At 63.7% G+C, this 10869-nt stretch carries 7 protein-coding genes and 1 pseudogene; 7 read left to right on the plus strand and 1 reads right to left on the minus strand.

Going from position 1 to position 10869, the window contains the following annotated elements; genetic code table 11:
• Positions 1–49 precede the first annotated feature (49 nt).
• Complete coding sequence (locus tag IB272_RS19600) at positions 50–1465, minus strand: aldehyde dehydrogenase family protein (RefSeq protein ID WP_060517859.1); 1416 nt, start codon at positions 1463–1465, stop codon at positions 50–52.
• A 96-nt stretch (positions 1466–1561) separates the two neighbouring features.
• Between IB272_RS19600 and IB272_RS19605 the strand changes: the two are divergent.
• From IB272_RS19605 to IB272_RS19635, 7 genes and pseudogenes are all read left to right on the plus strand, one after another.
• Positions 1562–2502: pseudogene (locus tag IB272_RS19605) on the plus strand (LysR family transcriptional regulator).
• A gap of 117 nt (positions 2503–2619) precedes the next feature.
• A complete protein-coding gene (locus IB272_RS19610; RefSeq protein ID WP_034787638.1) occupies positions 2620–3162 on the plus strand; it encodes a sigma-70 family RNA polymerase sigma factor in 543 nt (180 codons plus the stop codon).
• Between the two features lie 165 nt (positions 3163–3327).
• The gene (locus IB272_RS19615) at positions 3328–4326 is read left to right on the plus strand and encodes a FecR family protein (RefSeq protein ID WP_051659105.1); all 999 of its coding nucleotides are present in this window, start codon (positions 3328–3330) and stop codon (positions 4324–4326) included.
• A 117-nt stretch (positions 4327–4443) separates the two neighbouring features.
• Positions 4444–6750: a TonB-dependent receptor gene (locus IB272_RS19620; protein WP_192444685.1), complete on the plus strand. Its 2307-nt coding sequence runs from the start codon at positions 4444–4446 to the stop codon at positions 6748–6750.
• A 110-nt stretch (positions 6751–6860) separates the two neighbouring features.
• Positions 6861–7151: a DUF2218 domain-containing protein gene (locus IB272_RS19625; protein WP_034787636.1), complete on the plus strand. Its 291-nt coding sequence runs from the start codon at positions 6861–6863 to the stop codon at positions 7149–7151.
• Between the two features lie 102 nt (positions 7152–7253).
• Positions 7254–9038: an IucA/IucC family protein gene (locus tag IB272_RS19630; RefSeq protein ID WP_192444688.1), complete on the plus strand. Its 1785-nt coding sequence runs from the start codon at positions 7254–7256 to the stop codon at positions 9036–9038.
• Positions 9022–10776 (plus strand): IucA/IucC family protein, encoded by a 1755-nt coding sequence (locus IB272_RS19635; protein WP_192372220.1) that lies wholly within the window; start codon positions 9022–9024, stop codon positions 10774–10776. Before IB272_RS19630 ends, IB272_RS19635 begins: the two co-directional genes overlap by 17 nt.
• The last annotated feature ends 93 nt before the right edge of the window (positions 10777–10869 follow it).

Consider the following 10869-nt stretch of genomic DNA (forward strand, 5'->3'; position numbering starts at 1 on the left):
TTGACCCTCGCCCGGACGACCCGTCGGGTCGAGCCGTCCGGGCGAGGCATCACCCGATGATCGCCTTCGGTTCGAGGAAGGCGTCGAGGCCGAAGGGACCGAATTCGCGGCCGATGCCGGATTGCTTGAACCCGCCGAAGGGCGCTTGAGCGTCGGCCGGGGTTTCGTTGATCACCACGCGCCCCGCCTCCAATTGTCGGGCGATGCTGCGCATACGTTCGGCGTCGGTGCCAAGAACGTAGGACTGCAATCCGTATTCCGTGTCGTTGGCAATCGCGATCGCTTCCGCTTCCGTTTCGTAGGAAAGAACGCTGAGCACGGGGCCGAAGACTTCCTCGCGCGCAATCCGCATGTCGTTGGTCACACCGGAAAAGACGGTCGGGCGGACGAACCATCCCCGTTGCAGCCCTTCCGGCCGGCCTTCGCCGCCGACAAGAAGCGTCGCACCCTCTTCCTGCCCCAGGCGGATATAGGCCTGGACACGCTCCCACTGCCGGGCGCTCACCATCGGGCCGATGTCGGAGGCCGGATCGCTCGAAGGTCCGGGTCGCAGCGCGGAAACGGCGTGCGCAAGGCGCGATATCACCTCCGTATGTCTTCGCTTCGGAACAAGAAGCCGGGTTCCGGCGATGCAGGCCTGCCCGCTGTTGCGGAAGGCCGATGCCAGAACATGCGGGATCGCCCGGTCGAGGTCCGCGTCATCGAGCAGGATCTGCGGCCCTTTTCCGCCCAGTTCGAGCGTCACGCGCTTGAAGCTTTCCGCTGCATTGCGCAGGATCTCCCGACCGGTCGTGGTGGAGCCAGTGAAGGTGATCTTGGCGATGTCGGGATGCCGGCTGAGTTCCGCGCCGACCACGTGGCCGTAGCCGTTGACGACATTGAGGACGCCATCGGGCAGTCGCGCTTCGTGCAAGACTTCGAGCAGCACCTGGGTCTGGATAGCGCTCATCTCCGACGGCTTGATCACGATGGTCGTGCCGGCCGCGATCGCCGTGGCGAGTTTGGTGCAGATGAAGCCGATGTTGCTGTTCCAGGGTGTGATTGCCGCGGCCACGCCCACGGGTTCCATCACCACCTCCGCATTGCCGATACGACGGGTAAAGGCGTAGTCGGCCACGGTCCTTGCCGCGACGTCGAACACGTTCGCGGCGTGCGGCACGGAGAATGCGAGGAACGACTGCGGCGCGCCGTATTCGATGGTCATGGCCGCACGAAGCGCATCGGCGTTGGCGGCGACAGCCTTCGCCAGCGTTTGCAGCATGGCGATGCGTTCGGCCGGTGTCGTTTGCCGCATGGCCGGGAAGGCCCGTTTCGCGGCAGCAATGGCCGCGTGCGCATCCCGATTGTCGCCCAGCCGGACCTCGCCGATCTTTTCCTCCGTGGCGGGATTGAAAAGCGCGAAGCGCTCGTCGCCGTGAGGCGCAACGAAAGCGCCATCGACATATATCTGCTCAATGATCTTCATCGTCCGATTTCCTGTTGCGATGAAAAGGATATGCATCGGAACGATCGTCAGGATAAGATCATCAATCACAGACACTCTGATGAGGAAAATAGCGCAATGAAGGCGAGCCTGTCCGAACTGGAGGCGGTGGCGGCAATCGCGCGGCTCGGCGGCTTTCGGGCCGCTGCCCGGGAACTCGGGGTTCGTCCTCGTCGTTGAGCCATGCGGTCCTGGCGCTGGAGGCGCGCCTCAATGTGCGCCTGTTCAACCGCACGACGCGATCGGTGGCGCTGACGACGGCAGGCGAGGCTTTCGTTGCCGAGATCCTGCCGGCTCTTGCCGCCATCGACGGCGCCGTCGAGCGGGCGACGGAGTCTCAGGCACGACCGAGCGGCATGCTGCGGCTCAACACCTCCCCGGGAGCGGCGAAGATGGTTTTGCGGCCGCTACTGATCGAGTATCTGAGGCGATATCCAGAGATGGCGCTGGAGGTTGCGACCGACAATGCGCTGGTGGATATCGTAGCGCTCGGTTTCGACGCCGGGTTTCGTCTCGCCGAGGCGGTTCCTCCGGATATGGTCGCCGTTCCGGTCGTGCCTCAGTCGAGCATGATCGTCGTGGGTTCGCCGGACTATTTTCGCGAAAGAGCGGTGCCGCTGCTGCCGGGCGATCTGAGGCAGCACGCCTGCATCCGGGCGCGCATGGCAAGCGGCAGGATCTATCACTGGGAGTTTTCCCGGCGCGGGGAAAGCGTCGAAATCGATGCGCCGGGACCGCTCATCCTCGACGACAGCGAACTCATGCTTCAGGCGGCTCTCGGCGGGGTGGGACTGGCCTATCTCTCCGATCATCACGTCCGCGACGACGTCGAGGCCGGGCGTCTGGTTCCGGTGCTGGAAGAGTGGACGCCGCCCTACGATGGGCTATGTCTCTATTTTCCTGGCCGCCGGCACGTACCGGCGAAATTGCGTGCCCTGATCGATCTGGTCCGGGAACTGCGTTCCGGCGGCCCCCGCGCGCCCGCTCACACCCCGCATTCGCCAGCCTTGAAATTTTAACATGAGTATTACAGACAAGTTTATTTCTGCGTGCTAAGAGACACGGCGCTCGATTGGTCCCTTGGCCATAGATCGCCTCTCGGCAGGGGTGCGCACGCCGCGCCAAATCGAAATTATATGATCGGATCAGACACAGTGGTCGACATCGATACGCGCCATCAGGTCTATTTCGCCAACCGTACTGCCCTGGTCGCCTATGCCACGCGGATCGTCGGATCGCGGGAAACGGCCGAAGATATCGTGCAGGAGGCCTTCATTCGATTTGCGCCGGCAAACACCGGCAATCCGCCTTCTGCCGGACCGTCCGGGCTTTCGCTCGCGTATCTCTACAAGATCGTCCGCAACCTGTCCCTCGACCTCTTGAAGCGCCGCAAGATCGAAGCGCGGGAAGAGCAGAGCGAGCCGCCGTTCTGGTCGATGCCGATCGAGGTGCCGACGCCCGAGGACATCATTCTCGTCAGCGACGAAATCAGACGCATCTCCGGCATTCTCGAAGACCTTCCCGAGGAAGTGCGGGTCGCGCTCGAGATGCACCGTTTCGGCGGCTACACCCTCGAAGAGATCGCCGCCCATCTCGACATCTCCGTCGCGACGGCGCACCGCCACGTGCGCGCCGCCATGATGCGGGTTGCGACAACGCTTGCGGGTGGGGCCTCCTAGAATTTCAGGGGTCCCCGTGTGAAAAAAAATCGGGTGCTGGTCGTCTTTATGACAGAGCGAAAGTACCACGGAAGCGTCCCGCTTCCCGGTGACGCCGCTTGACGGGGTTGGGGGCTACAGAAACAAAGTGCTAGGGCGTCGAACATCCAAGCGGCAGGCAGGGCTTTGACCAAGGACAACCACATATCGGAGGCGCTGCTCGAAGAGGCCATGGATTGGTTCCTCGAGTTGAAGGCGCGCCCGAACTGTCGCGACACGCAAGCCCGGTTCCGCGCCTGGCTGGGCCAGTCGGAATTGCATGGCCAAGCCTGGCAGACGGCGTTGCGGACCTGGCAGCTGCTCGGTGAGGTGCCGCCGGTGCACGAGCATCTATGGCGTGGGGCAAGGCCGTCCGTTTTCGTCGAGCCACCGGTCCGCCAACGTCGCCGGATGGGAACGGGCGGCTTGGTCGCCGGCGTGGCGCTGGCGCTTGCTGCCTGCCTCGTCCTCTTCGTCTCCCTGCCGTCGCTTCTCGTGTGGTGGCAGGCCGATCACGTGACCGAGACGGCGCAAAACAGGACGATTACGCTTGCGGACGGGACGATCATCGAAATGGGCGGCGGCAGCGCCATCGCCACCGACATCAGCGCCGGCACCCGCCATGTCAGGCTGCTGAAGGGCGAAGCCTATTTCAACGTCGCCCGCGATCCCTCGCGTCCCTTTGTCGTTGAGGCGGGTGGCGTCGAGGTGTCCGTGCTGGGGACTGCGTTTGATGTGCAGCTGGCGAGCACGGAGACGACCGTCGAGCTGGCGCACGGCACGGTGGCCGTCTCCTATAGTGCAAACGCGCACAAGCAGAATTTCGAACTGGCCCCGGGAGAAATGGCGACGGTGAGCCATGCGACCGGCGCAGTCTTGCGAAGCGCGATCGCGGCGGATGATATCGGCGCCTGGCGAAGCGGCAGGATGTTCGTCAATGATGTCACGGTCGCCGCTGCCGCCGAGCGGCTGCAGCGCTACCATTCTGCCTGGATTTCCATTCCGCAGCCGGATCTGGCAGGGCGGCGTGTAACCGGCGTCTACGATCTGAAGGATCCGGATCGGGCGCTCCAGGCGCTGGTGCAGCCTTTCGGCGGCAAGGTACGCGAGGTGACCCCCTATGGCCGCATCCTGACGCGGTTTTAATTGGAGTAAAAAAATCAGGAAAAAATCGCGCGCCGGTGAAAAAAAATCCGGGGCCGGTCGTCTTTGGTTGGAAACGCGCGCCCGCAAGGCCGCGTGGAATGCCGAGACGGGGGTAAAATGCGTTCGCCGAAATGCCGCAAGGGACATCTGAAATTCGATACGGGACGTCGCCGTGAAAGACGGCGCCTGCTGACGACGACGGCGATCGCCGCGTTTTCCTCGCTCGCGCTGATGCCCGTTTCCACGGCCTCCGCCCAGCAGACCACGTCGCGCGTCAGCAACGCCCGCAGCTTCGACATCCCGTCGCAGCCGCTTTCCACCGCGCTCAACGCCTTCGGGCGGCAGTCCGGCCTGCAGGTGACCCTGGCGGCTTCCACCTCGCAGGGGCTTCGCTCGGCGACGGTCAGCGGAACGATGACGGCGGACCAGGCGCTTGCCCGGCTTTTGTCGGGCACCGGCATTTCCTACAGGATATCGGGCGGCACCGCGCTGGTCGGCTCGGCCGTGTCGGCGGGTGGCAGCGCTGCTGTCGCTGCGGACGGAGCAACGGTCCTCGATCCGATTTCGGCCTTCGGTGCCGGGCCGCTCGGCGCCGGCGAGATCGTCATCTCGTCGGAAGACCTGAAGCGCAAGAACCCCGCCAACATTGCCGACGTGTTTTCCGGCGAGCCCGGCATTTCGGTCGGCAGCTCGTTGCCGATGTCGCAGAAGGTCTACGTCCACGGCATCGAGGAAACCAGCCTCGCTGTCACGATGGATGGCGGCCGACAGAACAACAAGGTCTTCCACCACAACGGCACCAACCTCATTGACCCCGGCCTGCTGAAGGCCGTCAACGTCGATGCCGGCGTTGCGCCGGCCGATGCCGGTCCCGGGGCGCTTGCCGGCGCGATCGCTTACGAGACGATCGACGCGCGCGATCTGCTCGATGGCGACGGCTTCGGCGGCTTTGTCACGTCGAGCTACAATTTCAACAGCGACACGGTGACGACCGGGATCTCCGCATACGGCATGCGCGACGGGCTCGAGTTCCTCGGCTACTTCAATTTCGGCAACGGCAACGATTTCACCGCCGGCAATGGGCAGGACGTGGAAGGCACCTCGACAGACGTGTTGAGCGGGCTTGGCAAGCTTGCCTACGAGTTCGACAGCGGCGACCGTTTCGAGATCAGCCACGACCGCATTCGCGACGACGCGCCGCGTCCGTTTCGCGCTAATATCGGCTTTATCGACGGACGCCCACCATGGGAGCCGCGCGTGCGCGACTACATGCTCGACCGGCAGAACACGGTGTTTACCTATACCGACAGCACGCCGGAGGGCTGGTGGGATCCAACGCTGATGCTCGCCTACTCCAGGACGGAGGTCGAAATTCCGATCATCCTGCCGCCGCGCCTCAACATTCCGCCCTATCCCGCCACCGGCACCACGAGCAGCTTCAACGGCAAGTTCGAGAACAAGTTCTCGTTCGACATGGGTAACGTCATTGCCGGCGTTGACTTTTATGACGACAAGGCTGACCTCGACGACATGTTCGATGCCAGCACCGAGAAGGCGCGCAATGTCGGCATCTATGCCCAGGCCCGGCTCGAGCCCTGGGAGAGAACGCGCCTCTCCTTCGGTGCGCGCGGCGACACGCAGCAGTTTACCGGGACGACGGGAGAAGAGTGGAACAATTCGGGCCTCAGCGGCAACGTCTCGGGCGAGTACGACCTCATCGAGGACCTGCTGACCGCCAAGGCGGGCTATTCGCACGTCTGGGCAGGCATTCCGCTCGCCGAAAACTTCATCATGAATCCCAACTGGAACTATGGCAGCGGTCCGAAGCCGGTGACGGCGGACAACTATATCCTGGGCCTGGAGGCGAACTACAACGACTTCACCGTCGATGGCAGCGTCTTCCAAACCGATATCGATGACGCGCGCACGCCGCGTTATGCGGTCACGCGCGGGATCGAAGCGCATGACGTCCGCTCGCGCGGCTTCGAGATCGGCGCCGGCTACAGCTGGGGCGATGGTTTTTTCAAGGTGAAATACGCCAATATCGACGTGGAGATCGACGGCAAGCCTGCCGATTCTGATCTCGGCACCTATCTGGCCGCGCCGGCCGGCCAGATCATCACGCTGCAAGCGGTCCACACGCTGACGGACTGGGGCGTCACTTTCGGGGCCGACGCGGAAATTGCGCTCGACTACGACGACGTTGCCGACGGCAGCAAGCCCTTCGAGGGCTACCAAGTCTTCAACGCCTTTGTCGAATACGTGCCGCCGGAGCGGCCGAACCTGTCGCTGCGCGCCGAACTGAAGAACATTTTCGACGAAACCTATTCGGATCGGGCGACCTACGGTCAGGAGTTCGGAACGGTGACGCCACTCTACGAGCCGGGCCGTTCCTTCATCCTGACCGCCAAGGCGACTTTCTAGGGCGTCCGCGACCGCAACGGCCGCCGCCTCCAGGTGGCCGTTGCCTCAACAAGCGGAGGCGGCCACCCAAGCGCCGCCCACGCAAGCGAAAGCCGAAACGGGAGTTCCAGATGCAAGAAGCCACCACCCATTTTGCGACGGAAGACGGCCAGAAATACCTGACGCAGCTCTGCAAGCATTTCGCCCACAAGGTCGACGTCGAACAGGAGGGCCCGCGCGCCGAGCTCAGGTTTTCCTGCGGCACCGGCTACCTCCATGCCACATCAGAAGGCTTGAGCATCCGCGCCCGCTCACCCGATGACGCCAACCTTGCGGACACGAAATCGGTGATCGAAAGCCATCTTCTGCGCTTCGCGTTCCGGGAAGAGCCCGATCCGCTTGCCTGGCAGCCCGCCGGCTAAGCGAACCGCTCGCAAGCTAGTTCCGACAAGAAAATTCAATGTGTTGGTCGAAAGCGCCCAACGCAATTGCGCGGCTATGCGTGTCGCGTGCCGAGGATCAGGATGCAATCGTCTAGGCAAATAGCAGAAATCGCCACCTTTCAAAGCTTCGCAAACTGCTACCTGCGCGAAGTCAATCCGGGCATCCGGGCCATGCATCGCGCCGCAGGCGGCGCCGTCGACTGCGTGGAATGGTCTCTGCCCAGGCAGCAGATGATCCTGCGCGCCGAGGTGACATCGCCGTCGCTCTGCGGCCCACACCATTTCGGCAGGGTCTGGGGCAGGGGCGTGTCCGACGCCACCTGGCGCCATATCGAACTGATTTCGGCGCTCCATATCCTGGTGCACGAATGCTACCGCCAGGTCGACGAGGCCAAGGCCGACGTTTTGCGCGGCTTCGAGCTCGAACTCTTGATGCGCGTGCTCGAAAGTTACCAGCAAACGGCACTCTATATCGACAGGGCCGCGCCGGAGCCGGCGGACGGCGGTCATTTCATCGAAGCGGAGCAGTCGCTCGTCTTTGGCCATTGGCAGCACCCGACGCCGAAGAGCCGCCAGGGCATGACCTATTGGCAGCAGGAGAGCTACGCGCCGGAACTGCGCGGCCAGTTCAAACTGCACTACTTCGCGGCAAAACGCGGCGATATCAGGCACGATTGCGCGCGCGCGGTTGCAGCGCCCGAGATCGTGCGGTCCCTCGTCGGGTCGGATGCTAACGGCATCGCGCTCGGAGACGACGAGTATCTGTTGCCGATGCATCCGCTTCAGGCTGAAGCCCTGCTGCTTGATCCCGATATCCGCGGCATGCTGGGGGAGGGGCGGCTGCGGCATCTCGGCCCCGCCGGCCCGGCCTTTACCGCGACCTCGTCGGTGCGCACGGTTTACGGCGCCGATGCCGGCTGGATGCTTAAATTTTCCCTGCCCGTGCGCATCACCAACTCTGTGCGTCTCAATCGTCGTCAGGAGCTCGAAGCGGGTGTCGCAATGGCGAAGCTGATTGACCGGATCGGTTTTGCCGAACGCTCGCGAAACTTCCGCATCATTCAAGACCCCGCCTATATCACGCTCGAGCTGCCCGGACGCAGCGAGAGCGGCTTTGAAGTCATCCTGCGGGAGAACCCATTTGCGGACGGCGGTGGGCGGGGCGTCGTCACCGTCGCGGCCCTGACGGCCGATCCGCTACCGGGGCAGGTTTCGCGCCTCGAACGGCTGGTTCGGACGGTCGCCGCCCGTACGGGCGAGAGCCTGCTCGATGCGACGCACCTCTGGTTTCGCCGGTATCTCGATTGCGCCGTCGAGCCGCTGATCCGCCTCTATGACGATTATGGTATAGCGCTCGAAGCCCACCAGCAAAACAGCCTGCTGGACGTCGGCACCGGCTATCCGTCCGTCAGCTACTATCGGGACAATCAGGGCTTCTATCTCTCGGAGCGGTACCGCAGCCTGATTGCCGGCCATGTGCCCGAGACGCAAACGATCGCGTCCCTCTATTTTGCCGACAGCGAGATTCGGGATCGCTTCGCCTATTACCTGATCGTCAATCAGGTCTTCTCGGTGATAAGCCGCATGGGCCATGACGGGCTCTGCGATGAGAGCCTGCTCCTGCGCGAACTGCGCGGGCATCTCGAGCGCTATGCCAGCCGAATGAGTGGCGCCGGGCGTGACTTTGCCCGTCACGTGCTCGACCTGCCGACGATCGTCTCCAAGGCCAACCTGACGACGCGTCTCTACGACGTCGACGAACTGCAATCCAGCAACGCGCCGTCCCTTTATCGCCCCGTGCCGAACCCGCTGAGGGCGCCGGCTGTTCTGACTGCGCCGAGGACCGACCATGCCATTGCCTCTTGATCTCAAGGGCCGCCCGGACGAGCGGGTGCTTCGCCAGCTCGTTGCCGCGCTGCTGTTCGAAGGTATCGTTGAGGCCAGCGAGCACACGGACGGGGATGTCACCACCTTCCACTGGTCGATCGGCGGCCGGCAGTTCCGCTGCCACGGCGCCATCGGCCCCTTTGGCCGGCTCCGGCTGGCTGCCGGATCGGTAGAGATGCGCGATGATGCGGACGGCTGGGTCGTGCCGCCGCTGGCGCAGCTGGTATCCGTCCTGCCGGGCAGCGGACCGACGCGCGGAAAGCTGCTCAACGAACTCACGCAGACGATCGCCTTCAGCGCCTGGAACGAGCGTCAGGTACCGGCGCGGCTGCGCCGCGCTTTGTCATTTGCGGAGTTGGAGGGAGCGCTTGAGGAGGGCCATCCCTATCATCCCTGCTACAAGGCGCGTACCGGCTTTTCCGTCGCCGACCATGCAGCCTATGGGCCCGAAATGGGAGGAGCGTTCCAGCTCGTCTGGCTTCTGGTGGCGCGCAAGCATCTTCGCTGCGCGATCCCCGGTGACGAGGATGCCTTCTGGGAAGCGGAACTGGGGGAGGAAACCTGGTCCGAACTCCGGGCGAAGCGGCAAGAGCGCGGTGTTTCGCCTGATGCGTTCGGTCTCGTACCGCTGCATCCCTGGCAATGGCGCGAACTCCGTGAGAGACAGCTTTCTGGCTGGATCGCCGCGGGCGAAGCCCTTTGCCTCGGCCCGGCGGGGGACCGATACACGGCGACGCAGTCGGTCCGATCCCTGTTGAACCGGGACCGACCGTTGGCCGCGAGCGTCAAGCTGCCGCTCAACATCGTCAACACCTCGTCGCGCCGTACCCTTGAGCCGCATTCGGTCTGCACGGCGCCGGTGATCTCGCGCTGGATCGCCGAGATGGTTGCCGGAGATCCGGCCTTTCGCGACCGCTATCCGCTCACCGTCCTGCAGGAATATGCCGGCATCATAGCCGACAGCGACGGCCCTTTGGCCGGACAGGTCGCAGCCATCTGGCGCGAGAACGCGGAAGCGACGCTTGGCTCCGGCGAGGCCGTCATTCCCTTCAACGCGCTGATGATGGTCGAAGCGGACGGGCGTGCCTTCGCCGACGACTGGATCCAGCGCTTCGGCTTGATGCCCTGGATCAACCGCCTGATTGAAGTCGCGGTCCTGCCTGTCTGGCACCTGCTGGTGCACCATGGGCTTGCGGTAGAAGCGCACGGGCAGAACATGCTGCTCGTCCATCGCGATGGCTGGCCGGCCCGGCTGATCCTGCGCGATTTTCACGAGAGCATCGAGTTTTCGCCGGGCTTTCTGCGCGCGCCGGAAAAGGCGCCGGATTTCCTGTCGCTCGAGCCGATCTACCGGGAGGCGGAGCCCGACCAGTTCTATTGGACGGACAACCTGGATTCGCTGCGCGAATTGGTGATGGACACGCTGTTCGTCTACAATTTGAGTGAGATCTCCCACCTTCTCGACCACTGCTACAACCTGCCGGAAACGCTCTTCTGGCAGCGCGTTCAAACCGTGCTTGCCGCCTACGAGGCGGAGCACGGCGCGACGGAGCGGCTGGCGCAGCTCGGCTGCGACCAACCCCGCATCCTGACCGAATCCCTGATGACGAGGAAGCTGCTCGCGCTCAAGCCGGAATACCACCACGAGGTGGCAAACGCCTTGGCCGCAAGGATGCTTCAACGAAGGAGGTGGCATGAAAGAGACCGCGTCCGCTGAGAGAACGGATCACTGAGATGCAGGTGATGATTGAGGGACAGCCACGCTTCCGGCCTTTCGGCTTATCCTGTTGGGGTTTTGGAGATCTCAACA

Source organism: Ensifer sp. ENS08 (assembly GCF_014852195.1).
In the GTDB taxonomy this organism is placed as follows: Bacteria; Pseudomonadota; Alphaproteobacteria; order Rhizobiales; family Rhizobiaceae; genus Ensifer; species Ensifer adhaerens.